The organism is Paenibacillus tianmuensis, from assembly GCF_900100345.1.
GTDB lineage: Bacteria > Bacillota > Bacilli > Paenibacillales > NBRC-103111 > Paenibacillus_G > Paenibacillus_G tianmuensis.
Genome location: NZ_FMTT01000025.1, coordinates 45,886 through 69,726, shown reverse-complemented (window position 1 = coordinate 69,726; position 23,841 = coordinate 45,886). Strand labels below are relative to the sequence as shown.

Sequence of the window (23,841 nt, the reverse complement as noted above, 5' to 3'; positions counted from 1 at the left end):
TTTTTCGCCGATAGACCCGTTAAGCTAAACCGTATCATAAGTAACGGCGAATCACCCGAAATCGAGAAATGGCTGTGCAGGATTAGCCCTGCACAGCCATCTTTTCATAATTGGCATTACTCTTCTTCTCATCTATTCCGGCGATAGATGGTTCCTATACGCCAACCTCTTCCTCTTTAAGCGTTGCGATTGGCAGCAGAAAATGATGGTCGAATGGAAGCAGCGCACGGCCTACCCGTACTTTGTTCACCCAGTCTGGATTGACCAGAGCGCTCGTACCGATTGCTACAAGATCCGCATGATCATTCTCTAAGAGAGATTCCGCTTTGTCCGGTTGACCTAATTTGCCGTTGGCTATGACAGGAAGGCCGCTATATTGTTTGGCCAACTTGGCAAGTGTAGGCCCGCCCTCCGCAAAAGCCGGGGCAAACGCTTTATGAATGTAATCGGGAGCAGCCGTTGCTAAATGTTCGAAAATAATCCGGGCATCCATCTCTCCGCCAGCCCATTTGTGATGAAAATCGTTTACTTTACCCTGGGAGATGCGGACGCCGACCATGAAGTCAGGGCCCACAGCGGCGCGAATAGCTCTCAGGACTTCCACGATAATGCGGACACGTCGCTCCGTTGAGCCGCCATACTCATCGGTTCTAAGATTTGTGTAATCGGTGATGAATTGATCAAGCAGGTAGCCGTTCGCTGCATGGACTTCGACTCCGTCAAATCCGACTTTCTTAGCGCGAAATGCAGCTTGCGCGAAACTCTCGATCACGCTGCGGATTTCCTCAATGGACATGGCTCTCGGTACGGCAAACTCACCGCTCCCGCCGTGATCTTCCAGCATCGTGCCTAAGGGCTTCACGGCGGATGGAGCGATCGGTGTAAATCCGTCATGCTGGACTAGTGCGCCTGCATGCATTAGCTGCGCAACAATCTTGCCTCCTGCGCCTTGAACAGCTCGGATTACAGGAATCCAGGATTCAGCTTGCGCTTCATTTGCTAGGCCGGGCTGGTTCTTATAACTTTGGCTGCTTATCGCATCCGGATAGAGGCCTTCCGTAATAATGAGGCCAAACCCCCCTTTTGCAAAACGAGCATAATACCGGGCCATACGCTCATTCGCGAGCCCAGAGGGCTCTGCGCTCGTCCGCGTCATCGGAGAAAGCACGGACCTATTCGGCAAGCGCAGCGAACCCAATTGAAATGTTGAAAAAAGATGAGAATAGTTACCCATATTGAAATTCCTCCTCGTTGTTACGGTGTCAGTACTCTTGATCTCCACCGCACGATCTATTTCTAGGTTTGATTGTAAACGGACAATTTCATATAGTAAAATGATCATTATAGATAGTGGCATCAATATTATTGATGTTATTACCAACGAACGGAGGTTCCCGAGTGGAGTTAACCGATCTTAAAGTATTCATGGCTATCATACAAGAGGGCAGTATCACCCGCGCAGCGGAGAAGCTGCAGTATGTTCAATCGAACATCACGATGCGAGTTCGTAAAATGGAGCTGGAGCTCGGAGTCCAGCTTTTCCACAGAACTTCGAAAGGCGTCTTGCCGACCGAGAAAGGGCTTGTCTTCAGCCAATATGCCTCCGATATTCTGTTTAAGCTCGAGGAGGCGATAGTGTCCATCCAAGAACCTGAATATCCGAGCGGTCCGCTCACGATCGGCGTTGTGGAGACCATTGCGTCCACCGCCCCTTTTATACGAGCGTTATCCGATTTTCAAAAAAAGCACCCTGAAGTAGCGTTGTCTCTCGTCAACGGAACATCGCCGCAAAATTACGAGAAGGTGCTGAGCCGCGAGTTGGACGGAGCTTTCTTCACAGGTGAATTCGATCTATCTTCGCTAAAGGTCGCTTATGAGATTCTGGAAGAGGTGCTGCTCTTGACGAACGCTAATGGAATAGCCGCACCTCCCGACGTTGAGAATGCGGCTTGGGTCGTTTTTCCGAAGGGTTGCCCGTTGCGCGCCGCAAGCGTGGATTGGCTCCAAGGCCAAGGGGTATCGTCCGTAAATATGATTGAGGTGAGCACGCTGGATACGATGCTGAAATGCGTACGAGCAGGCATCGGTTATACGCTTATGACCGAATTAGTCATTCCTGAGAAAGACGAACAATTAAGAGTGCATTCGGTCCCCGAACGTTATCGTTTCGTGACAACGAGGCTGGTTACCCGAAAAGGACAGTACAGCAGCAAAGCATTTGCAGCCTTCGCTGATTGTGTCAGAGGGGCGATGCTACGTTACGCAGGAAACCGATAAAATTTGCAACACCGCGGTGGAAACTACTCTTGAAGTGATCGAAGGCAAGTTTTCCATCTCGCGATACTGAATCTGTGGATTGGGGCTTGGGTATAACCATACTTGAGACACGTGGAGTGCTGTGTGTTGCTGGTTTTTCATGGAAGGGTCGCGGAAAAATGGAGAAGTTGAGGTCATCAAGGTAGTGGGACTTTTTACGAATCCAGTAAAGTAATGAATGAAGACAGTGGATTACAGTGACTTGAAGGAGTTGAACTTTGATGATGAAAATCCAAGCGGACGCCATTACCTGTATAGATAACGAGGGTATAAAGTATATTTCCAATACGGGAAAGGAAGAACTACTACGATTCGAACAATGCAATGAAAACTACAAGAAGCAACAACTGGGTAGAGAAGGCATGAAACAAGATGATATGTACGCTATAGGCAAAAGCAAATGCGTTGGGGTTAGGGATATAACTGCAAAGCCGCCCTTTATTGGGCTATACAGCGAGCCGCGATGCAAGATCGAATTTGAATCCGAGGAAGAGTTCAGCATCTACAGGAATAAGATTGATGATTTTGGATGGACTACTCTGGATTTGAGTTAAACTATAATAAGGGTTGGATTCCGCCTAGTACGCCTTCAACGCTTAATCTGTGAGGTGCAAACGACGCATTTCCATACATCGAAGCCGCGGCTGGCCACTATTTTAGTATTGACGGCGTACTAGCTCCACCAAAGAAAAAGTTGAAAGCTGTCGAGAGTGAGGAAAAGCGTTTAGCCGATTTTGACTTTTTTGATAGGATAGACACATTATACATAAGGCAGATAAGACGCAGTGCGACAAATCGGAATTTAGGGAGATACTATGGAATATATAAAAGAGGTATTTGCACAATACGATAGACAATGTATTCGGGTTTATCAGGCTTATAATCCAGTAATTGCAAAAGAAGCAGTTGCCTTACAGACTTTTGGCGAAAACTTTAATCTCAATCGCATGACATGGATAAAACCTTCCTTTTTGTGGATGATGTATCGGTCGAATTGGGGAACAAAGAAAAATCAGGAATGTATTTTGGCTTTGGATGTATATATGGAAAAATTTAATGAATTGTTGAGGAAAGCGGTGCTAACTTCACCAGACTCAATGATTTACAAAGGTTCAACTGAATGGGAAAAAGCATTTGAGGAAACAACAGTTTATTGCCAATGGGATCCTGATAGAAATGTGAATGGCAATTCCATAAATCGTGCAGCAATTCAAGTCGGTCTAAAAGGAACCACTTTAAAAGAATTTCTGGCCGATGGAATTTACCGCATTGAGGATTTGACACCGCTTGTGAAGAAATGGAATGTACAGCGAAAGCAGGGAAAACTAAACTCCAAAAATTTACCAATAGAAAGAATCTACCCTATTAAAAACAACGAAATTAGAAAAAGGCTGGATATGTGACAACAAACTAAATTTCAGTTTGTCGGATCGTCATTACGTTCACCTTAGCGGAGAGTCGAGTTAGTGATAGACCTAAATGAACTTCATCTTTTGGCTTAGATATTGAAAAAAATGACCGGGATAGCTGCTGCTCATCCGGTCATTTTCTATCATAATTTTAAGCTTTCGTGTTCGGAGTTAGGTTGTTTCCCTCAGGTTTAGGGGGATTTTCGCGCAGTTGTGAACTAGAAGTGTATTAGTGAACGCCAACTGGTCTCGCCCCTGCATCGAATCCTTCCACAGAGTGTTGAAGTGCATAGTAGGATGGAATTTCTTTGTAACAAAGGTGTTGACATCTTATAACTACAACTGTAGTATATAATCATAGACTACAAATGTAGTTATAATCATATGGGAGGAGCTATACAAAATGAACGTAAATCAAAAGTAGCCATGCGACATTAAGCAGTCCTATATTACTGGGTTCATCGGTGAACTTTGTGGCAGAGGCGGAATCTTTAAAGGAAGCTTAAGAAGTAAGGGTTCTTTAACGATGACCACCCGGCGCATTTGCATGTAACAAACGAGAAAATTTTCTCTATTTAAAGATATTGACAATATAAAACTACAGATGTAGGATGGATTTGCAACTACATACGTAGTCTGATCAAATTATCTTTGGAGGTTACATGCATGGAGCAAATACCACCGATTACGGACGCAGAATTGGAAATTATGCGTGTATTATGGAATATTCCGGGTTGCCCTTCCGGCGAAGTCGTAAAGCAGATGGCAGAGAAAATGGGCTGGAGCCCGAATACGACCCGGACACTCCTCAGTCGGCTGGTGCAGAAGGAAGCGGCCGGGGCGAAGCTGGAAAAGGATTCGAAGCGCACCCAGCTATTTTACCCCATCATCAGCGAGCAGGAATATCTACGGTCTGAAACCACATCCTTTATGAAAAAGCTGTATGGTGGTGCATTAAAGCCAATGCTGGCCAATTTTTTAGAGGATAAAAAGCTAAATGTGCAGGAAATCGAGGATCTGAAGGCTTTATTTGACGAAAACCGCACAGGCGGACCGGAAAAGAGAGATAGCTGATGAGTCCAACATTACATGAAAGCTTATTATCGTTTTTTGGCTGGGTGATCCGCGGATCATTTATGGCCGGCATCCTAGTCCTACTTGTCCTGGCCCTGCAATTTCTATTAAAAAACAAGCTGGAAGCTAGATGGAAATATTTGATTTGGCTACCTGTGGCGATTCGTCTGCTGCTTCCTTGGGCGCCGGAATCTTCGCTTAGTCTGTACAATGTTTTGTCTCTGAAGGCTGTAGCGCCTGGAATTCATCAGATGACCCAAGATCCCCCAGTTTGGAAGGAAGCGGGGGGAGCAGGCGAGGCGGCGGTTCATGGTGAGCGCTATTTAAAACCAGAAACAAGCGGAATTTCGGAAATACCTGCTCTATCCCATGAATCGGGAACCGTGCAGGAACGCGGCCTCTGGTGGAATAAGATCAAGCAACAGGGATTTACCAATGGGCTGATGCTGGTATGGCTTGCTGGGGTATTGTTTCTTGCTTCGAAAACGGTATACGACCAGCTTCGATTAAAGCGGGCCCTGCGTGCAGGCCGATCCATCGAAACGCCATTTTTATCGGCAGTGTTTCAAGAGACGAAGCAGCTAATGGGTATAAATCGTAAAGTACGGTTTGTAGCATCGGAACGGATTCCCGGACCTGCCGTAGTAGGTTTTCGTGAACCTGCGGTCGTCATTTCGCCAAGACTGCTCGTCACGTTGCGGAAGGAGCAACTTCAATATATTCTGGCGCATGAGTTCGCACATATTCAGCGGCGAGATGTGGCAGTGAATTGGGTGATACACATCATCCTTATTCTCCACTGGTTTAATCCATTGATATGGCTTGCCGTATATAAAGCAAGACAGAACCAGGAGATGGCCTGCGATGCATACGTCTTGGACCGGATGCGCCCGAAGCAAAATAGTGCATACGGACAAACAATTATTCATGTGCTGGAGCATATTTCAAGCAGCCATCATAAGCCGGGGCTTGCCGGCATGTCCGCGACACATAAAGAAATGAAAAGGAGACTTATGATGATCAAACAATTCAACAAAAAATCTTATCGTCTGTCCGTTCTGGGGATGGGAATGATTCTCGCGCTTGGTAGCGTGACGTTGGTGAATGCTAAGGAGAAGAGCGTACCGCAAAAGGCTTCCGTGCAAGTAGAGCAGGATTCAAAAGCTACCGAGGCAGCGCAAGAGCAGCAGCAATCGGATAAGAAGAAGCTTCAGATCGACGAAACGGTAGCCGCAAAGCTACAAAAAGTGTTAAAGCAATTCGCGGGGAAAGAGATAAAGTTGCAGGATGTTGGCAAGATCACTTATGATTACTCGAACAATGAGCATGCATCTGTTGAATCGGTAGACGGAAAATATGGGATCTCCTTTGAGACTAAAAATGGTAAAGTATGGAGTGTTTTCGAAAGGATCCCACTCGATAAAATCAGCAAAAAGGATCAGGATAAGGCCCTTCAAGAGCTAAAAAAGCTATCTCCAAACAAAACCTTTGAATTTGAAAAAGAAGTGGACATGTTTCGAAACTATGATGACGAGAAGGCTAAATTTCACGACAGTACATTGTATCAGTTTAATGGGAAAAACTTTAGCGTCGGTCTAAGTAACTCCTTCACGGAAAACAAAACTGATTTCAAAGCAGTTAGCGCGAATATTGACGTGAACGAACTTGAACCGAAAGTGCTAAAAACGGCGGAAGAAGCGGTGAAAACGGTTTTAAATCAAGATATTAATTTTAAATGGGCTACACTTAGCCATGCCGGATGGTCTCTGAATAACAGGAATGTTATAGTCGAGATAGATGTAAAGTCAAACAAGGTAATTAATGTAATTAATATGGCGCGTATGAAGGAAAAGGTAACGACCGACAAAGAGATTACGGCAAATGAGGCAAAAGAAGTGATTGCTCCGATGGCCAAGAAGTTCTTCAATATCGATATTACGGGATATGAAGTGAAGTGGGATAACGAATCTAAAAATTACCGCTTCGTCGAAAACCTTACGACCGAGAAGGGTGCCAAGATAGAACTAACGATAGTGAGAGCTACATTGGATGCCAACAAAAACGTGGTGTCCCTGACGTCTGAGGATAAAGCGGCAACCGGGGGATGGAATTAGACGTTATAGATAACCAAAATGCAGGCAAAAACAATGAAAGGTCTTCCTTCTAATTTCCACCAGATTCACCATGAATATGAGTAAATAGTCTCTCGGCATGAACCATATTTTTTCGGCGTGGTGACCGTAAAAATTGCTGGAGAACCAAAGTTTGTTCATCCGAATGCGGAACGAAATGGTCAGCGCTCACGTACGTTGTCGGTGCCGAAATCACTGTCATTGTCGTGAGCGCTTTTGTGTCAGGCGCGTCAACAGTGGGCTACATCCTCCAGCAGAGTGTAACACCATGAAGTTTTTAAAGAGCTTTAAAAATTAATTAAGAGAAATTTCCAATTCACGAAAGAATCGGTAACTGTTCTTAGAATACGAGGAGGATTTATCATGAATTTTAAGAAAGTAGTTATGGCATCCATGATCGCATCCAGTATGTTAGTTACCCTGGCAGGCCCGGTTCCTGTAGGAGCCAAGACTGTGCAAGAGCAGCAGCAATCGGATAAGAAAAAGCTTCAGATCGACAAAACGGTAGCCGCAAAGCTACAAAAAGTGTTAAAGCAATTAGCGGGGAAAGAGATAAAGTTGCAGGATGTTGGCAAGATCACTTATGATTACTCGAACAATGAGTTTGCAAATGTTGAATCGGTAGACGGAAAATATGGGATCTTCTTTGAGACTAAAAATGGTAAAGTATGGAGTGTTACCGGAAAGGTCCCGATCGATAAAATCAGCAAAAAGGATCGGGATAAGGCCCTTCAAGAGCTAAAAAAGCTGTATCCAAACAAAACCTATGAATTTGAAAAAGAAGTGGACATGTTTCGAAACTATGATGACGAGAAGGCTAAATTTCACGACAATATAGTGTATCAATTTAATGGGAAAAACTTTAGCGTCAGTCTAAGTAACAACTTCTCGAAAAACAAAACTGATTTCCATGCATATAGCGCGAATATTAAATTTGACGCGAACGAACTTGAACCGAAAGTGCTGAAAACGGCGGAAGAAGCGGTGAAAACGGTTTTAAATCAAGATATTAATTTTAAAGGGGCTACACTTAGCCCTGACGGGTGGTTTCTGGGAGACAGGGATGTTAGTGTCGAGATAGATGCAAAGTCAAATATGGTAATCAATGCAATTGATAAGGCGCGTATAAAGGAAAAGGTAACGACCAACAAAGAAATTACGGAAAAAGATGCAAAAGAAGTGATTGCTCCGGTGGCCAAGAAGTTCTTCAATATCGACATTACGGGATATGAAGTGAAGTGGGATGACCAATCTAAAAATTACCGCTTCGTCAAGTACCACACGACCGAAAAGGGCGCCAAGGTAGAACAAACGGTAATGAGAGCTACATTGGATGCCAATAAAAACGTGCTGTCCCTGACGTCTGGGGATAAAGCGGAAACCGGGGGATGGAATTAGACGTTATAGATAACCAAAATGCAGGCAAAAGGAATGAAAGGTCTTCTAATTTTCCGCCAGATTCACCATGAATATGAGTAAATATTCTCTCGGCATGAACCATATTTTTTCGGCGTGGTGACCGTAAACATACAACATCAGGCTGAAAATGAGGGACGATGCCGGGTCCGTATGGCGCACGAAATTGCTGGAGAACCAAAGTTTGTTCATCGAATGCGGAACGAAAGGGTCAGCGCTCACGTACTTTGTCGGTGCCGAAATCACCGTCATTGTCGTGAGCGCTTTTGTGTCAGGCGCGTCAACACGCCAGATTCGCCATGAATAGAAATGAATCGCCTCTCGGAGGCAAGAAAACCCCAACCACCACACCCGGCAGAGTTGAGCGCTCGGTGAAATGGATGATGCGACACGCCGACAAGAAAACCGCGCTTTTTCGCAGTGCCTTGACACTGAATCGCCAGCCTGTCGTGCAGATTATCCTACACCATCACTTTCTAACAAGGAATAAAAATGATCACGGTCTTCGTCGTCGAATTTGCCAAGTGTCCGTACTACGACAAATTCATGTCCACCGAACATGTCTATTTCCTCGCCATACCTATTGTAGAGCGCGATCATATTGCCTTTCCGATCCAACTCCATGTACCCATAACATTGTGTCTCAGGTGCTTCACCGTAAAGGAGCATAAATCTGATTTTGTCCACTCTGTTCATACAGTTTCTCCTCCTTTCTTTAGTAATGACCTTGACTTCATTGCACTCTGTCCTTTGTATGTATATCCCTTATCTCCCCTTCGACCTGAAGAAAATTTTACGTGAAACCAAATGAATTGGAAAAAGCGATATCGTTCTTCATACTCGGAAATTCATTTTTATTTTGAAAGCATAAGGGGGGATCCCACGCTATGTCGCTCATTCTCACATTATCTCTTGACGAGATGAGATTTGGGGATTATGATAACGTGCCGGTAACCCTCCTGAAAATGACCCTTCCAAAAGGGTCTTGGTACTAGGTCACGAATATGATATATGTGCCAAAATTTTCTCGAACTGGTTTTGAGCTAATGGGCAGAATACTACGGCACATTTGAGGAGAAGCAACTTCTTTTGGCACAAATTGTTGCGAAGCTATTTTCCGCCCCGCCTATACTTGAATTCGAGAGGAGGGACTGAGATGGAGTGGCTGGAGCGGATGAATCGGGCGATAGACTATATTGAAGCAAACCTGACTGGGGAGATCGAGTTGAGGGAAGCGGCCCACATGGCCTGCTGTTCGTCGTATCAGTTTCAACGGATGTTCTCGTTCATTACAGACGTGACGCTGGCGGAGTACATTCGGCGGAGACGGCTGACGCTTGCCGCGCTGGAGCTACAGCACGGCGGGGCGGCGAAGGTGATCGATGTCGCGCTGAAGTACGGCTACGAATCGCCAGTCTCGTTCGCGCGGGCGTTCCATGCGCTGCACGGGATCACGCCGGCCATGGCCCGTCAGGAGGGGATTGCGCTCAAAGCCTACCCCCGTCTGTCCTTCCTTATCACAATCAAAGGGGCAGAGGCGATGAATTATCGGATCGAAACGAAGGAAAGTTTTGAAGTGTTCGGCATTGAAGGTGTATTCCGCGTCGACGGGGGCGGGGAGGCGCCGCAGACACCGGCGAAGCTGTGGGAGCAGAGCCTTGCGAACGGCGATGTGAAGCGACTTGAAGCGTGTGCAGGCGATTTACCATCGTTCGTCAGTCGGGATTTGCATCCCGTACATGCGGTCTGCAGCTACCGGAAGACCGGACCGGACACGTTCTCGTACATGCTGTGTGCCTTCAAAGACGAAGGCAGCAACACGGACGGATACACCTCGATGAGTATTCCCGCGCATACATGGGCGATTTTCCCGTCGGAGCCGCATCCGTGGGATCAGTTCGGCGAAACGATCGAAACGCTATACAAACGCTTTTACACCGAATGGCTCCCGACGGCCGGCTATGAGCAGGTGGACGGGATAGATTTCGAAATGTACGGCGCTAAAGACGGCCTCAACTATATCGAACTTTGGTTCGCGGTTCGTAAAGTGTGATTGGTGTACAAGAGGAAAGTCGAGGGGTGCATGCTCTGAGATGTGAGCCCTGCCGTCAAAGAGGCCACGCATGGCATGGGCCAATTTCTGTATTTTGCCGAAATGACTTGATATGTTGTTATTAAGATCCAAAGTGCCGAGATGTGGGGACACATAAAGCAGTACACAGGCATTTAGAAGAAAGGATGATAGAAATGCCAAATGATAACCAAGCTCCTCTTCCTGCTGGTTCTATTAGAGAAGCTGGTCGTTATCCCATCGACCTGACAGGTCCTCGAAGTCACACTCTTGTCAGAAAGCCCGGTGTGGGCAGCCTCTCCATTGGACCGTCGCAATTGGGCAAGAAAGCAGACCTTCACGTCGCGCCTGATTCGCACATCGATTGGACCGTATTTGAGGCCTTTACCACGCCGGCGGGCTCGCCGTGGCCGCGATTTCTGCACTACACAGGCAGTGACACAGGCTTCTTCGACTGGGCGCAGAAACGCCCCATTGAAGAGATGGCGTGGGCTCCGATCCTGTCTGCAGACACGGTGGCGGACGCCATCCAGTCCAATTTGCATGGCTTGTATATCGAGCTGGACCAGTCCGGGGGGAGTTTGCGCCTGATGCTTCCGAAGCGGCAGGTTTTTGAATATTTCCGCCTGAGTGTGGCCGGCGATCTATCACGCTTCTCGGCCACTGGCGATATGCCATATTCTCTGACACTAGCGCCGCGCACCAGCCGACGCAAGAATGATGTTCCTTTCTTGCTGCCCGACCTGGGTGAGTTGCACCAGGTGACGAGCCTGACGCTCCGGAACGCGCCGCTGGGACAGCCCATCTCGCTGGAGTGTCTGAACCGGTTCCCAAATCTTACATCACTGAGTTTGTGGGGTAACTTCTGCGACTTAGACTTGTTGGCTCATCAGGCCCAGTTAACGAATCTGGAGCTGCGCTTCATGCCTGATCTGAGTGATTTGCCGCCCTTGGACGCGTGGCCGTTGCTTGACAGTTTTATCGCCTATAACGTGGAAGAGATTACGGGCAAGCGTCTAAGGCAGCAAATGAAAACACGAGCTAACACCCGCCCGTGGACCGACCATGCTTCAGTAAGCCAGTTGCGAAAGCCTGAGTGGTGGACGACCGAGTTCGGCCGTCCATTCTCGTCCTGGCCTAAACGTCTGGCCAAGCTGGCTAACGAAGCTTACAACGTTGCACAGGCAACCTTGGCCCAGGCCCGCAGCTTTACCGATGCCGAGGCAGCCATTACCGCCTTCACCGTGCGCTTCAATACCCTCAAAGGCATCGAAACCACTGAACGAGAAGATCTTGGTGAAGCGGTATGGCAACTAAGCCAGTCTGACCACCTGATCGGCCAGCCTATAACAGAGGAGATGGCTCAACGCTGGTTCGATACAGCGCGCGATTACTGAAACGGGCACCAGAACAGGGGGTAGTATGGAGGCTTCTAGCCCATGCTGCTCCTCTGGGATGAACTCCAGCATTTCTAGTTGACCCTTGATGTGAGAATGATTATCAATTATAATAACCCCAATTCTGCAAATGGCAATCGTGAGGTGTAGGCATTGAATTGGGATGAGCAGATGCTGCTGTGGAATCAGGCGGCTGTCCGTATATTGGATATTCGTTATAAAGTGCTGTGGGAGGGGCAGGATCTGCTTTCCTATCAGCTTCCTGCGAACATCTTTCTGTTTGTGGTTAGCGGCAGTGCTTACTTGCGAATAGATGAACGTAAATGTTATCTCAAGCGGCATCATCTACTGCACGCAGGCAAGGGGATGAATGTGGATATAATGCCTGCCAAGCATGAATTTTCTTTTTATCTCGTTTACTACAAGGCAGTTCTGCCCACTTCCATGGCAAGCTTTGTCGCTAATAGATTGATCGTACAGGCACAACCATTCGGCCTATTCTACCATGTTATCCTTCCGGAACCCGGACTCGTGCACAGACAATTTCGCCGAATGTACGAGGAATGGCAGCAGTCCGGCGTGTTGGCCCAGGTTCTAATGAAATCGATGCTGTTTGAATTTATATATGAGTTGTTCAGTCAATTGCAAAATTCCAAAGATAGGGGCAGCCCCTCGGATCTTGTGGCGTACGCACTGCGTTACATCCATGAGCATTACACCGAAGCCGTAACCATGGATCAATTGGCTGATCTGCTCGGCTGCAGCAGTAGCTATATGTACAGACTGTTCAAGGCGGAGACTGGCAAAAGCCCGAACGATTATATTATCGGAATACGAATGGAGCAAGCCCGACAATACTTACTGACCACTCAGCTTAATCTACGGGAAATTGCCCGATCCGTCGGTTACTCGGATGTGTATTACTTTAGCCGGTTGTTCAAAAAACAGTTCGGGGTCTCGCCGCTTCAATCTCGCAAGCGTGAGTCCGAAAATAACGCTCTCCATCTTAATCCATTAAATACGTCACGATCCTCCATTGTTCCACCTATGCCACTCTCCTATAATCATAATGTAAATGAAAATGATTATCATGACGAGGGAGAGATGCAATTGATTTCGAACAACCGTCCAAAATCTTCAATGACCGCCTTGGTCATGCTATGCCTGTCACTGCTCATCAGCGCCTGCCAAGCGGGCAACAACAATGTAAGATCGGAAAGCAAGGGAAGCACTGAGTCATCTTCCACGACTAGAATATACAAGCATAAGTACGGCGAGACACAAATTCCAGCGAAGCCGAAACGCGTTGTTACCGCCTACCATCTCGGACATATGTTGGCATTAGGTGTACGTCCGCTTGGTGCTGCGACTTACATTTTGCAATACTCCAAAAGTACAATGGATACGACCGGCGTCGTGGATTTGGGCGCTCCCCTTAATCTCGAGTTGATTGCCAATCTGGAGCCGGATTTGATTATATTAATTGATGCTTATCTCGAGCCGAGCGGAGGGTATGAGGGCTTCAATAAAATCGCGCCGACCGTCGTCCTTGAGGCAAATCAGGACCCGGTGAAAGATATCCGGTTGATTGGGGATTTGCTGAACAAGCAAGAAGAGGCCAAACAATGGATTACTCAATTTGAGGATAAGATTGCTCAAACTAAAAAGCGCGTGAAGCAAATGTTCGGCCCTGACGAAACTTTCACGATTCTGAATGTACGGAGCGAGAAGGCTCGGATGATTTATCGGGATCGCAATATGGGAGGCAATATTTTGTACACGTATTGGGGATTAAAGCCGCAAGAGAAAGTTCTCGAAGATGTCATTAATGGTATTGACGACGAATCCTCCTATCTGAACATAACAGAAGAAGCCATTCCGGAATACGTCGGCGATCATCTCATAGTGGCCGCGGCTTCAAGCGCTCAAGACTCTGTTGACAAGCTTATGGCTAGCGGGCTATGGAAAAATCTCGATGCCGTCAAAAACAACCATGTATATAGGATTGACTTCGATCAATTTCTGTTTAACGATCCCATCTTCGCGATGAAACAAGTCGATGTTTTGGCGGATGTCCTGACTAAGAACCGTTAAAAGCCGGTTTGAGAAGCGAGAGATACAAACAGAAAACAAGATTTAAAGGTTTTCATGTTTAGACAAAATTAAGCGGTCTTGGTCCTGATTTCATGGATTTAGGCCGCTTTATGATATATTTAAGTTAAGACGGCTTAATCACTAACGACAAACCAATAAAAAGGAAGTGCGAATCATGAATCTAGAAATGATCATGCAAGAGCTTGAAGCTCTCGGCAAGGAACGCACCAAGAAGATATACCAAGCCAATGGCGCGCACGAACCACTTTTTGGCGTGTCTACAGGTGAAATGAAGCCCATCTTCAGGAAAATAAAACGCAATCAACCATTGGCCGAGCAGCTCTATGCTACAGGGAATTACGATGCTATGTACTTTGCCGGGGTGATCGCGGATACTAATTCAATGTCTGAGGCGGATTTTGAACGGTGGATGGATAGTGCTTATTTTTATATGCTGTCGGATTATGTGGTAGCCGTAACTTTGGCAGAAACGGATATTGCGCAAAAGGTTTCCGATAAATGGATTGCAAGTGATATAGAGCTAAAAATGTCGGCGGGCTGGAGCTGCTACTGCTGGCTGCTCGGGAATCGTCCGGATAGTGAATTTTCCGAAGAGAAAATTGCCGATATGTTGGAACTTGTTAAAAATACGATTCATGATGCTCCTGAACGTACGAAATACGCGATGAACAATTTCATGTACACTGTGGGAGTATCCTATCTGCCGCTCCATGATAAGGCGGTCGCGATCGCGAAGGAAGTAGGCCCGGTGGAAGTCAATCGCGATACTGCAAAAAGCAAGTTTTTGAACGCTTCCGTTAATATTCAAAAGGCGATAGATAAAGGGCAGCTCGGCTTCAAACGAAAATATGTAAGGTGTTAGTCAATAAATCATGAATGATGAAGACGCTCAAGAAGGCTGCTGAGACATTTTTGACAGCCTTGAATTGTAATGAGTAAAGAAGGTTGGCCGTTAAGCGCCTATGCAAATTTTTCGCCGATAGCCCCGTTAAGCCTTAATATTCACTCTTCACTTGATTTCTTCATTTCGGAACGTAAAATTGCGTATAGAAATGAATCGTGCCATTTTCCTTTGAAGAATCGATGTTCTCGTAAGTGGCCTTCTATACGCATGCCGATTTTCTCCAAAACCCGAATAGAGCCCACATTGTTTGGTCTACAAGTCGCATAGATACGATGAGGATTCAGCTCATTAAACCCAAAGTCGAGCATTGCTTCAGCAGCCTCTGTAGCAAAACCAAATCCCCAATAGTTGCGATTTATGCTATAACCAATTTCCCCCTGAGATCTGTCCCTTATTAAATTGCAAGCTCCGATTAATCCATTCGTTTCTTTAACGATAATTGCAAGAGTAAATTGATTTCTTGGATGAATGCCTTGTCCTTTAACAACTTCTTCGATGAATGCTTTTGTGTCCTCGAGTCTGTTTGGTCCCCAGTCGGAGTATTTACAAACCTCCACATCAGAAGCATATTTGTGAACTTCCTGTAAATCCCCAGGAATAAATTCGCGTAAAACTAATCGATTCGTCTCTATAATCAAGCCCTACACCTACCTTGCGATTTTAATACCAGTATACAGGTTGAGAAGTAGTTATTCTAATGGAATTACGAGTTGAATTACCAGCAAAAGGCCGTCGATTACTTGGACGCCTTCTGTGCAAGATACAAGCTTGAGCCAGAGCCCTTGGATTAAAGGACGACAGTTAAGCGCCGCGGCGGATTTTTTCGCCGATAGACACGTTAAGCTGAACCGTATCATAAGTGACGGCTAAATATTTGAGTGTTGGGGAAGGCAAAGATACAAGTCTTAGCGATTTTTTCACCTAAAATAAACAAAAATTCAAAAAAGTTAAAAATAAAACATACGATTTAAACACTAAAGTTTTTCATTTGTCACAGGAGCTAATAACTCTGGAAGATCGACCTGAGGATGGGTGTATTACATTTTGGTGGAGAGATTGAGATTCTGCGCAAGCAAAGGGAAGAGGGAACTGGACGACCTGCATGTGGAGAGGGTAACCTTTACGTTTGCCGACACCCTGGCGGCGATGCCCGTGCGGAGAGGCGACTTCGTGAGAGTCTTCTATAGAATCGAGCCAGAGGAAGCATTCAGAAGGATCTACGGGGAATTGGCGGCCGACGGGACGATCAACAGGGAAGTGTACGCAGCTCCGTTTAGCGGGTTACTCGCCATCGTAACCGACCGCAACGGCGTGTGCTGGGTGCTTCCTATTGCCGAGCCTAGGGCAAGCAAGCGTAATGCGAGGGTGCTCTGTCGGGAATACTCTCTGCTGCATGGGCGATGCATCTGCTGAGCTCCAAAAGGATGACCGGGCAGGAGTCGACCGATCTGTTCGCGGTATCCTTGCGGACGATTTGGTATGACCTTGAGACCATTAGCGTGCAGGCCCCTATCGTTCTCTTTTTTCGAAACTATCGGTTCAACAATAGGATGACGAACACAGTGGGACAGTGTTTGGGATCGCCTACTATCTTCTATAGTGTGGTATGATGAGGAAAGGGTAATTACTTCCGGATACAGGCTATAACGGAGGTATGGAGTTCGTGAATAAGACGTTAGCTGAAACTACGCGGAGAGGCAGGAAGAGCAATGGCGATATAGCAAGCCATTAAGTTCATTGATGATGAACTCTCACTAACATTGAGGGATTACCTCCCATGGTTTGATCTAAGTTCAGAGTTGCTTAGCTACAAACCAAGTGTGGGATGGAGTATTGAACAAATTCTGGAACACGTTACGTTAACTAATCATTATTTGTTGATATTGATTCGTAAAGGTAAGAAAAAGGCTAAAGACCTTTCAAGTAAGGTTGACCTTAATCAAGCAATAACTAATTATCAATATAGTTTAGGGGAACTTGAGAAGATCGCAGTTCACAAATCTTTTGAATGGATAAGGCCAGAACATATGGAACCGAAAGGGGAGAAGCCATTAAGTGAAGTTAAGGCATTATTGAAAGAGCAGATAAATGAATGCAAGGGTATACTTAACGAAATACCAAACGGTGAAGGAACTTTATACAAAACTACAATGACAGTAAATGACCTAGGAAAGATAGATGTTTATCAGTATATCTATTTTTTGTGTCAGCACGCCAAACGTCATATCTCTCAAATGCAAAATGTACAAGAAGAGTTTAGTAGATTCAAGGATGCCGAGTAGCTTCAGATAGCACCGTATCTACGTTGCGTCGCTGACGCTCCTTTAAGGTGATTGTTTCGTTGATACAAAAACGTTATATGAAATTGGGCAATACAAGAATTGCAACGCGATTTCGAAAAAATCGGCCGACCGTTACCCCGTTAAGCTGAAAACCATCGTCCTGACGATGTACTACCATTCGCCAACCCAAACCGGACTAAAATTTGAATATCCCATTTCCATTAGTAAATCCCATGCATTATTTAAAATATGGGGCTGTCCTTTTGTAAATAATTCATTTCTTTGTTTCATTAGATATGAAATAATCTCGGCTATATGTTTTGGCTTGCCTAGGTCTATTGTTGTTTCTAAATCATTTTTACGCGCTGTAATTTTGTAAAAAGCCCAGAATGTACGAGGATCTTCATCTGGTGGATTTGATTCGAAAATAAGTGTGATTTTAATATTTTTGTTTTCCTTTGGAGAAATATGTAATGTGAACCTGCTCCCGCCTGAATACCAATAAACAAAAGCCTGTCGGTCGATGGTAATGTTTCTTAGTTGACTCTTCATAAATTGTTCACCCCGATCTAATTGCTCTACATCATGATTATAAAATAATTTTGACTTCGAGTCGACCAACTTTAGGCTACGAAGCAGGCATTACGCAATATACCATCACATGGTCTGCGGTCTAATTTAGATAAAGCCTCAACTGCTTGTTCAATCAATTGAGGCTTAAAGGCAGAGTAACAGGATTATATCAGGAAATCTATGGCATGCTTCCGGTGCGTTTGTTGAAAGTCCCTTGAAGGAGTTGCCCATGCCTTTTTACATCTCGTTGCCGAAGCCCCCGCCACGAGCGCATACAGAGTATGTACGGAGAATACCGATGTCCGGCTGAAATTGCTGGATAAGCAAGCGAAGGAAGTCCGGCTATAATCAACAAGGGGGTCAATAGGTTGTTTTGGAAGAAAGAAACGCAACTTGATCGAATAAAAGACAAACTCGAAAAGGCCATGCGCAAAGATACGGATTTTTTGGTGTTTGGAGCATCCTCACACAAATACAGGGTTGATGAAAAGCTTACAGCAAAAGAGCTTGCGGACTGGCAAGCAAAAAATCAGGTCACACTCCCGGAGCCTTATACGCAGTTTTTAACGAAAGTCGGAAATGGAGGCGCCGGGCCGTATTACGGGATTTATTCGATTGAAAAGGCCACTTCCTATACCGATAGAAATGCACTCGCTGCAAAATGCGTTCTGCACCCCAGAATGACAGAAGAGGAATGGAACCATCTAGCCGAACCCTTGATCAATGATGAGGACATCTCCGACCCGGAATACGACGCCGCCCGTAATATGGTGATGGGCGGCATGCTGTGCATTGGCACACAAGGCTGCGAATACGATATGTATCTCGTACTTGAAGGAGAACACAGAGGGAAAATCGTTTACACTTCAGATTTTCATCCTGATCATCCCTTTTTCTTTGTCTATGAAGACAACTTTCTGGACTGGTATGAGCGCTGGTTGGACGAAATTATTCTGGATTATGATATCGCGTGGTTTGGCAGCAAAATGCCGGGCGATGAAAATGCGTTGATACAGGTTTATCAAAACGCCCCAAACGAAGAAATCAAATCAAAAGCGCTTGATGGAATGTTCAAGTTTAAGAAAATCCCGCAGCCAACCGTTGATTTTTTAAAAAACGTTGCTGATCAAGGACAAAAAGATCGCATCACAGCCATTCAGCTAATCTGCAAAACCTCTGTTGACACGGGAAGAGGCTATCTTCTGGAGCTGTTGCATTCGGATAGAAATGAGGATTTATTACACGCTTTACAGATTCTGAACTGGTATGGTAAATCTGTTGATTTATCGGAATTTATAAAAGTGATAGTGCAAAGTCTCGACAGGGTACACGACCCGGAAACGTTACGTCATGTGGGGTATGTTTTGGAACCTTCCGGCGTGATTTCACTCCAAAACTTTGCGCCTTTTTTATGCCACGCCGACTCGAATATCCAAACCGCTGCAATCTATGCCACGAGCAGTTGCAACGACAAATCGGACAGTTGGGAGATCATTGAGCAGATGTTAAAGGGTGGCGACAAGGAGGTTATGAAAAACTCTATTCTATTTTGGGACGTTATCCCTCATGAGAAGTTGTTGCCTTATTATAAGGCTGCATGGCCGGAATATAAAAACAATAATAATTTCAGGGAAAAATTTATAGATTGTTTGAAAGAATTAAATTTGCCAAATGATTATTTTGACAAAGAATAATTTCACTACTCATATCCAGACAATGCGGATGAATGACTATAAAATCGAACTTAGATTATCGTGAGCGTAATAATGGAGGGAGAAGCTTGCTTAAATGGAATAGCGATGTATGGGGAAAGCTGACAGGACCGTACGGTACTGCAGAGAACGTGCCTGTGTTATTGCAGCAGCTAATGGAGCAATATAGCCAGGAGATTTTTGACGAACTCTTTCAGGAGCATTTGTTCCATCAAAATACAATATATACGGCTACATACGCGGCGATGCCATTTTTGGCACAAATCGCATGCTCCACATCTGATGCGGAAGTGCGCAAAGAGCTGTTTATCAATTGCGGTATAATCGAGGCAAGCCGTGATGGACGCGATGAGGCGCCATTTCCAGAGGCTTGGGCGGAACTGGCCCAAGATGTAGGCAGCTCCGTTTGTACTGAATTGTATCGCGAATATATAGAGGCCATTGGCAAGCTCAAGGCGCTTACAAAGGAAGTATTCGCCTATGCAGCCCATCATTCCATCGATGAGACGGAGAAACGTTATATTCTTGTTGCGGACGCTGCGTATCGGGGGTCGTCTATCCTTGCCAACATGCTGATGACGTTTATTCACGGTGACGAGTATGTAGCCGTGTGTCCGGCCTGCGAGGAAGATATATTCATATGGCCTAATGAAGAGAATGCAGAAATCCTTCAAGCTTATGAACACGATCCCGTCTCTCATACTGGCCAGGAATCACATGGTATCGTTCCGGCAACGTCATTTGCAGATGAAGAAATACGAACATTAGCGGAGCGGGCAGAAGCGATCGAAGAGCAAACATTGGCCGGGCATCTGCATTATTTAGCGGGGGAAACATTATGTCCGTCCTGCCGCGAGAGAATTTCTGTATGGCCGTCTTTACTTAGCACATTTACAATATAGAGCAGCAGGAGCTGTCGCGCCGCGACAAGCTCCTGCTTACTTTTTGCCGATAGACCCGTTAAGCTCAGTAAGGCGAAGTTTAGAAATTAAGACTTGCCCTTCACCGTGATGTTTAGCGCTTCAGCTCTCTTGAAGTAAGGCAGCAATGAAATCAAGCCCAGAATCGCCAAAATAAAACCTACCCATAACGGAGAACGGAGCCCGTATCCTGCGTCGATGGTTAGTCCTCCGATGGAAGAGCCTATGACTATGCCAAGGCTAATAACGGATGCATGAACGGTTGTAACCAGCATGCCGGTCCCTGCAACGCGGGTGATGCGGGTCGACATCGCGGGATTCAGGGTCACTCCCGTTAGTCCAATCATAATGACGGCAATGACAGAGACGTACGGACTGTGGGCATAGATTCCGAACATCATCAGCGACGCAGTCAAGAGCATCAATCCTATGGTTAGGGTTGGCATCATATATCGATCGGCAAGTCGGCCGGTAACAAGGTTTCCTGCGACGGTCGCCATGCCGTAGATCCCTAATAGAAGCGGAACCGTCCCTGGGTCGAAGCCGGAGAGGTCGGTCAGGATAGGCATGAAATAACTGAATGCGGCAAACGTCGCGCCGATAATGAGAAGGCTGGTCGCATAGGCGGCCCATAGATTTCGGTTTTTGAAACTCGCCAGTTCACTACGCAAACTAACGGACTCCGACTTGGATGCGGCGGGGATCACTTTCATGCCCAATAATCCAGACAGCAAAACGAGTACGACAACCACCCAAAAGCTGGAGCGCCAGCCGAAGTATTGGTTGAAGAGTATCGCCACGGGCAATCCGAGCGCGGTAGCAACCATTAAACCGCCAAGAACGATGGAAGCGGCACGACCACGATCCTGAGGACTGACGAAGTCAAAGCAAATGCCAAGCGAAACGCCAATGCAAGCGGCGGAGGAAACGCCCGTAATGATCCGGGCAACCATCATCATCTCATATCCGATGGCTAACGCGCCAAGAGCCTGACCGAAGAGGAATACGGCCGAAATCAATAAGAAAGCCCTTTTTTTCGACACGTTGGACAAACCAATCACTAACAAAGGACCCCCCACAATCATCCCCGCAGCATAAGCGGATATAAGGTAGCCGATGGAAGCAATGGATACGTCGAATTCCTTCGATAACGAAGTCATGATTCCGGCCACCGTGAATTCGGCAGTGGTCATGGAAAAGATCATCATTCCCAGTACATAAATAGCAAACGGCATAGTAATGCCCCCCAGGTTCCGAATAAATTGTAATGAATAGTACAAAATTAGGCGTGACGAGATTGTATTGGGCTCCGTTCAGACGCCCTTACTTTTTTATTAATCAGTACAAAATAAGCCGTAAAAAAGGCGCAACGCTAGAACAAGACCTCCAACGTTGCTTTGGCCATTTGAACGGCCCTTTCACGATTCTGAGCAGCGGCATTGAGTACTCGGAGTCCATAATAATTACTTAGAAAGAGGTAGGCTAAATCGGAAGCCGGATGTGTCCGCGAGATCTCTCCTGACATCTGCCCCGTCTCGATCGCCTGTTGCAGAGCCTGCTCCAGCAAATCCACGTGTTGTTTGAATATGCGTTCGACCGCCGGATCTCTTTGTGCGCGCTCCATTGCAGCATTGATCAACAGGCAACCTCTTCGATTCTTGTTTGAAAAGTCCTCTTGTATATCCCAATCCAACAAAGCACGAAGTCGGTCTTTTATCGGTCCTTGCCGGTTAAGAATCTCAATCTGGGCTTTAATGCCGGTTTCATGGTAACGTAAGAGGGCTTGTTCATAAAGCTCGTGCTTACTGCCGTATGCATTGTATAAGCTTCCTCTTCCAAGGCCGGTTTGTTTGCACAGATCCTCCGTCGAGCAAGCCTCGTAACCATTTTCCCAGAACAATTCCATCGCCGCATCGATCACTGCGGTATCTTTAAACTCTCGTGGTCTTCCGCTTTTACTCACCTCGTTCCACTCCCTTCCTGCGCAATCTAATAAAAACATAATAATAATTTTGTACTAACCTGTCAAATATAAGCTTAGAGCGGATCGAAAGTGTGAAAGTTTAGCTTGACAAGATGAAGGGGTTTATGCAAAGTTACTGGTGTCGAAAAGGCAAAGGCTAAACGAGCGCGAGAAGCGAGAAAAGGTGAGACACGATGAAAGCAAATCGGATGGAAGCGTTCAGCGATGGCGTGTTGGCGATTATCATTACGATCATGGTGCTGGAATTCAAAGTGCCGGAAGGCCATGACTGGTATGCGCTAATCAAACTTGGCCCGAAAATTGTTAGCTACATCTTCAGTTTCGTATATATCGGCATCTACTGGAACAATCATCATCACCTGCTGCACATGGTTCGAACGGTGCACGGGCGGTTGATGTGGCTTAACCTGCTGCTTCTCTTCTGGCTATCCCTTATACCGTTCACGACGGCTTGGATGGGGGAAAGCCATTTTGCACCCACTCCAACGGCGCTGTACGGCATTATTTTACTGCTATCCGCGTTCTCGTACCGGCTGCTTCAGCTCGCAATTATTAAACAACATTCCGGCGATTCCTCCTTCGTCGTATCGATGGGCAAAGACTGGAAGGTGAAATTATCTCCTTTTCTCTACTTGATCGCGGTGTTCACCGCCTATGTGAGTCCTTGGATATCGTGCTTCTTTTTCGTACTCGTTGCCGTCATCTGGTTCGTGCCGGATAAGCGAATCGAGCATGCTCTGAAAGGCCAGTAAAAGAAAGGGTTGAAGCATGGATGGGTATGCACGAAATTGAAGGCGCTGTCGATGGCGTTGTTCTTGTATTGGATGAAAGTCCTCTCAGCGCGGCTTTGGATATGCGCTCCATTTACGATTCCCTAGCTCGTTTTGTGGGAAGATGGGACGCTTCGTTTCAACATTTTCACGTTCTTGCGTCTTTGGTGAAGCATAGGTATACCTATGCGTTTCCGGTAACGGAGCACCCTGAGTACGAGCGGCATAAGGCGTACTTTGACGGGCTGAGAGAACAGGAGTTCCAGCTGCGTCATCCCAACCGCGAGGCTTGGCAAGCCGGACATACGGAGAGCGGCATGCCGCAGGACGGTTACAGCGCCCAAGCGGTGATGGCAAATCCGCATTTTCAAGCGATACGGGGTCTGATCATTGAAACTCGCGCTTACGAATACAACAACGATTACGGTCTCACCCGATTGCCTGCCGAGGAGGAGTTCCAGACAGGGTTCGAGATGCTGGACGACGGGGTTGCGGAACAGGGATGGGGGCAGTTTCTCGATTGGTGGTATGAACCGCTCAAGAACAGTTATGCGGATAAACGAAATCAGGCGTAGCGATGCATCCAAAATCAGCACGGAGATCGGTACCCGAAACAGCAAACCAAAGCCAAGACCCTGGCAAGCAGCCGGGTTAAGGCCTTGGTTTTTTGTGTATTAGGGTTTTATGGACGATTTCTCACTTCTTAACTGCAATCACTGAAATTTTCCGGCTTTTAAATAGCAGACAACTATCATATAATAGTAGA

General features: G+C 46.2%; 23 protein-coding genes. 16 read left to right on the top strand and 7 right to left on the bottom strand.

The annotated features are described in order from the left end of the window. Positions 1 to 154: 154 nt before the first annotated feature. A complete protein-coding gene (locus BLO51_RS16825; RefSeq protein ID WP_090673736.1) occupies positions 155 to 1,234 on the bottom strand; it encodes an oxidoreductase in 1,080 nt (359 codons plus the stop codon). A gap of 164 nt (positions 1,235 to 1,398) precedes the next feature. Here BLO51_RS16825 and BLO51_RS16820 point away from each other — a divergent pair, with 164 nt between their 5' ends. From BLO51_RS16820 to BLO51_RS16795, 6 genes are all read left to right on the top strand, one after another. After that, positions 1,399 to 2,277, top strand: coding sequence for a LysR family transcriptional regulator (locus tag BLO51_RS16820; protein ID WP_090673734.1), 879 nt, complete (start codon positions 1,399 to 1,401; stop codon positions 2,275 to 2,277). A 260-nt stretch (positions 2,278 to 2,537) separates the two neighbouring features. Continuing rightward, positions 2,538 to 2,870 (top strand): hypothetical protein, encoded by a 333-nt coding sequence (locus BLO51_RS16815; protein WP_090673732.1) that lies wholly within the window; start codon positions 2,538 to 2,540, stop codon positions 2,868 to 2,870. 261 nt (positions 2,871 to 3,131) lie between these two features. Continuing rightward, positions 3,132 to 3,719: a DUF4291 domain-containing protein gene (locus tag BLO51_RS16810; RefSeq protein WP_090673730.1), complete on the top strand. Its 588-nt coding sequence runs from the start codon at positions 3,132 to 3,134 to the stop codon at positions 3,717 to 3,719. A gap of 672 nt (positions 3,720 to 4,391) precedes the next feature. Beyond that, the gene (locus BLO51_RS16805; protein ID WP_090673729.1) at positions 4,392 to 4,799 is read left to right on the top strand and encodes a BlaI/MecI/CopY family transcriptional regulator; all 408 of its coding nucleotides are present in this window, start codon (positions 4,392 to 4,394) and stop codon (positions 4,797 to 4,799) included. Beyond that, positions 4,799 to 6,913, top strand: a complete 2,115-nt coding sequence (locus BLO51_RS16800) for a M56 family metallopeptidase (protein ID WP_090673727.1) — start codon at positions 4,799 to 4,801, stop codon at positions 6,911 to 6,913. Before BLO51_RS16805 ends, BLO51_RS16800 begins: the two co-directional genes overlap by 1 nt. A gap of 381 nt (positions 6,914 to 7,294) precedes the next feature. After that, positions 7,295 to 8,329 carry a hypothetical protein gene (locus tag BLO51_RS16795; RefSeq protein WP_090673725.1) on the top strand — a complete coding sequence of 345 codons (1,035 nt, stop codon included), beginning with the start codon at positions 7,295 to 7,297 and terminating at the stop codon, positions 8,327 to 8,329. Between the two features lie 45 nt (positions 8,330 to 8,374). On the opposite strand, the gene BLO51_RS29825 is transcribed toward BLO51_RS16795, so the two are convergent. Both BLO51_RS29825 and BLO51_RS16785 read right to left on the bottom strand, forming a co-directional pair. Continuing rightward, positions 8,375 to 8,599, bottom strand: a complete 225-nt coding sequence (locus BLO51_RS29825) for a hypothetical protein (protein ID WP_090673724.1) — start codon at positions 8,597 to 8,599, stop codon at positions 8,375 to 8,377. Positions 8,600 to 8,803: 204 nt separating this feature from the next. Further along, positions 8,804 to 9,043, bottom strand: coding sequence for a hypothetical protein (locus BLO51_RS16785; protein WP_090673722.1), 240 nt, complete (start codon positions 9,041 to 9,043; stop codon positions 8,804 to 8,806). Positions 9,044 to 9,503: 460 nt separating this feature from the next. On the opposite strand from BLO51_RS16785, the gene BLO51_RS16780 reads away from it, so the two are divergent. The 4 genes from BLO51_RS16780 to BLO51_RS16765 all read left to right on the top strand — a co-directional run bounded on the left by BLO51_RS16780 (position 9,504) and on the right by BLO51_RS16765 (position 14,792). After that, a complete protein-coding gene (locus tag BLO51_RS16780) occupies positions 9,504 to 10,400 on the top strand; it encodes an AraC family transcriptional regulator (RefSeq protein ID WP_090673720.1) in 897 nt (298 codons plus the stop codon). A 194-nt stretch (positions 10,401 to 10,594) separates the two neighbouring features. Beyond that, positions 10,595 to 11,815, top strand: coding sequence for a leucine-rich repeat domain-containing protein (locus tag BLO51_RS16775; protein ID WP_090673718.1), 1,221 nt, complete (start codon positions 10,595 to 10,597; stop codon positions 11,813 to 11,815). Between the two features lie 153 nt (positions 11,816 to 11,968). Further along, positions 11,969 to 13,909, top strand: a complete 1,941-nt coding sequence (locus tag BLO51_RS16770; protein WP_143006905.1) for an AraC family transcriptional regulator — start codon at positions 11,969 to 11,971, stop codon at positions 13,907 to 13,909. Positions 13,910 to 14,084: 175 nt separating this feature from the next. Next, entirely contained in the window at positions 14,085 to 14,792 is a 708-nt protein-coding gene (locus tag BLO51_RS16765) for a DNA alkylation repair protein (protein WP_090673715.1), read from the top strand. Between the two features lie 140 nt (positions 14,793 to 14,932). Here the strand turns inward: BLO51_RS16765 and BLO51_RS16760 are convergent, their stop codons facing one another. Beyond that, positions 14,933 to 15,472 (bottom strand): GNAT family N-acetyltransferase, encoded by a 540-nt coding sequence (locus BLO51_RS16760; RefSeq protein WP_245719699.1) that lies wholly within the window; start codon positions 15,470 to 15,472, stop codon positions 14,933 to 14,935. 532 nt (positions 15,473 to 16,004) lie between these two features. On the opposite strand from BLO51_RS16760, the gene BLO51_RS29625 reads away from it, so the two are divergent. Further along, positions 16,005 to 16,247, top strand: a complete 243-nt coding sequence (locus BLO51_RS29625; RefSeq protein WP_174551263.1) for a VOC family protein — start codon at positions 16,005 to 16,007, stop codon at positions 16,245 to 16,247. Positions 16,248 to 16,594: 347 nt separating this feature from the next. Then, a complete protein-coding gene (locus BLO51_RS16750; RefSeq protein WP_167670240.1) occupies positions 16,595 to 17,116 on the top strand; it encodes a DinB family protein in 522 nt (173 codons plus the stop codon). Between the two features lie 171 nt (positions 17,117 to 17,287). Here BLO51_RS16750 and BLO51_RS16745 read toward each other — a convergent pair whose 3' ends face one another. Further along, positions 17,288 to 17,668, bottom strand: a complete 381-nt coding sequence (locus tag BLO51_RS16745) for a hypothetical protein (protein ID WP_090673712.1) — start codon at positions 17,666 to 17,668, stop codon at positions 17,288 to 17,290. A gap of 446 nt (positions 17,669 to 18,114) precedes the next feature. Here BLO51_RS16745 and BLO51_RS16740 point away from each other — a divergent pair, with 446 nt between their 5' ends. After that, positions 18,115 to 19,383 carry an SMI1/KNR4 family protein gene (locus BLO51_RS16740; protein WP_090673757.1) on the top strand — a complete coding sequence of 423 codons (1,269 nt, stop codon included), beginning with the start codon at positions 18,115 to 18,117 and terminating at the stop codon, positions 19,381 to 19,383. Between the two features lie 86 nt (positions 19,384 to 19,469). Continuing rightward, complete coding sequence (locus BLO51_RS16735) at positions 19,470 to 20,303, top strand: hypothetical protein (RefSeq protein ID WP_090673710.1); 834 nt, start codon at positions 19,470 to 19,472, stop codon at positions 20,301 to 20,303. Positions 20,304 to 20,389: 86 nt separating this feature from the next. Here the strand turns inward: BLO51_RS16735 and BLO51_RS16730 are convergent, their stop codons facing one another. Both BLO51_RS16730 and BLO51_RS16725 read right to left on the bottom strand, forming a co-directional pair. Beyond that, positions 20,390 to 21,556: an MFS transporter gene (locus BLO51_RS16730; protein WP_090673708.1), complete on the bottom strand. Its 1,167-nt coding sequence runs from the start codon at positions 21,554 to 21,556 to the stop codon at positions 20,390 to 20,392. 137 nt (positions 21,557 to 21,693) lie between these two features. After that, positions 21,694 to 22,284: a TetR/AcrR family transcriptional regulator gene (locus BLO51_RS16725; RefSeq protein ID WP_090673707.1), complete on the bottom strand. Its 591-nt coding sequence runs from the start codon at positions 22,282 to 22,284 to the stop codon at positions 21,694 to 21,696. A gap of 194 nt (positions 22,285 to 22,478) precedes the next feature. On the opposite strand from BLO51_RS16725, the gene BLO51_RS16720 reads away from it, so the two are divergent. Then, positions 22,479 to 23,057 (top strand): TMEM175 family protein, encoded by a 579-nt coding sequence (locus tag BLO51_RS16720; RefSeq protein ID WP_090673705.1) that lies wholly within the window; start codon positions 22,479 to 22,481, stop codon positions 23,055 to 23,057. A gap of 26 nt (positions 23,058 to 23,083) precedes the next feature. After that, positions 23,084 to 23,650 (top strand): hypothetical protein, encoded by a 567-nt coding sequence (locus BLO51_RS16715; protein ID WP_217266750.1) that lies wholly within the window; start codon positions 23,084 to 23,086, stop codon positions 23,648 to 23,650. Positions 23,651 to 23,841 lie beyond the last annotated feature (191 nt).

Bases quoted from the DNA above. Each gene is read 5' to 3' on its own strand.
- BLO51_RS16765 (WP_090673715.1), top strand. From the start codon at position 14,085: ATGAATCTAGAAATGATCATGCAAGAGCTTGAAGCTCTCGGCAAGGAA.
- BLO51_RS29825 (WP_090673724.1), bottom strand. From the start codon at position 8,599: ATGACGGTGATTTCGGCACCGACAAAGTACGTGAGCGCTGACCCTTTC.
- BLO51_RS16740 (WP_090673757.1), top strand. From the start codon at position 18,115: ATGCGCAAAGATACGGATTTTTTGGTGTTTGGAGCATCCTCACACAAA.
- BLO51_RS16800 (WP_090673727.1), top strand. From the start codon at position 4,799: ATGAGTCCAACATTACATGAAAGCTTATTATCGTTTTTTGGCTGGGTG.
- BLO51_RS16810 (WP_090673730.1), top strand. From the start codon at position 3,132: ATGGAATATATAAAAGAGGTATTTGCACAATACGATAGACAATGTATT.
- BLO51_RS16785 (WP_090673722.1), bottom strand. From the start codon at position 9,043: ATGAACAGAGTGGACAAAATCAGATTTATGCTCCTTTACGGTGAAGCA.
- BLO51_RS16825 (WP_090673736.1), bottom strand. From the start codon at position 1,234: ATGGGTAACTATTCTCATCTTTTTTCAACATTTCAATTGGGTTCGCTG.
- BLO51_RS16805 (WP_090673729.1), top strand. From the start codon at position 4,392: ATGGAGCAAATACCACCGATTACGGACGCAGAATTGGAAATTATGCGT.
- BLO51_RS16745 (WP_090673712.1), bottom strand. From the start codon at position 17,668: ATGAAGAGTCAACTAAGAAACATTACCATCGACCGACAGGCTTTTGTT.
- BLO51_RS16775 (WP_090673718.1), top strand. From the start codon at position 10,595: ATGCCAAATGATAACCAAGCTCCTCTTCCTGCTGGTTCTATTAGAGAA.
- BLO51_RS16815 (WP_090673732.1), top strand. From the start codon at position 2,538: ATGATGAAAATCCAAGCGGACGCCATTACCTGTATAGATAACGAGGGT.
- BLO51_RS16780 (WP_090673720.1), top strand. From the start codon at position 9,504: ATGGAGTGGCTGGAGCGGATGAATCGGGCGATAGACTATATTGAAGCA.
- BLO51_RS16795 (WP_090673725.1), top strand. From the start codon at position 7,295: ATGAATTTTAAGAAAGTAGTTATGGCATCCATGATCGCATCCAGTATG.
- BLO51_RS16720 (WP_090673705.1), top strand. From the start codon at position 22,479: ATGAAAGCAAATCGGATGGAAGCGTTCAGCGATGGCGTGTTGGCGATT.
- BLO51_RS16730 (WP_090673708.1), bottom strand. From the start codon at position 21,556: ATGCCGTTTGCTATTTATGTACTGGGAATGATGATCTTTTCCATGACC.
- BLO51_RS16715 (WP_217266750.1), top strand. From the start codon at position 23,084: ATGCACGAAATTGAAGGCGCTGTCGATGGCGTTGTTCTTGTATTGGAT.